The 247-nt window shown below is 53.8% G+C and carries 1 protein-coding gene; it reads left to right on the forward strand.

The genetic code is table 11. From position 1 onward, the window contains the following. A partial coding sequence (locus V5P19_RS24195) for an AMP-binding protein (protein WP_334408074.1) occupies positions 1–247 on the forward strand: 247 nt, incomplete at both ends.

The raw sequence follows: 247 nt of genomic DNA on the forward strand, positions 1-247 counted from the left end.
CGACGCGTCGGTGCTCAATGACGTTGACCTCGGGTTCTACCGGTTTGCCGAAAGCCGCTGTCCATACTTATCAGGCCCATCTTGCCAGTGCGCAAGGTGTGTTATCGCTGATTCCGTTTGGCGATCACGATGATTGGTTGCTCTCTTTACCGCTGTTTCACGTCTCCGGTCAGGGAATTATGTGGCGCTGGTTATACGCTGGTGCGCGGATGACGGTACGTGATAAACAGCCATTGGAGCAAATGCT

The organism is Enterobacter sp. UNJFSC 003 (genome assembly GCF_036903355.1).
In the GTDB taxonomy this organism is placed as follows: domain Bacteria; phylum Pseudomonadota; class Gammaproteobacteria; order Enterobacterales; family Enterobacteriaceae; genus Enterobacter.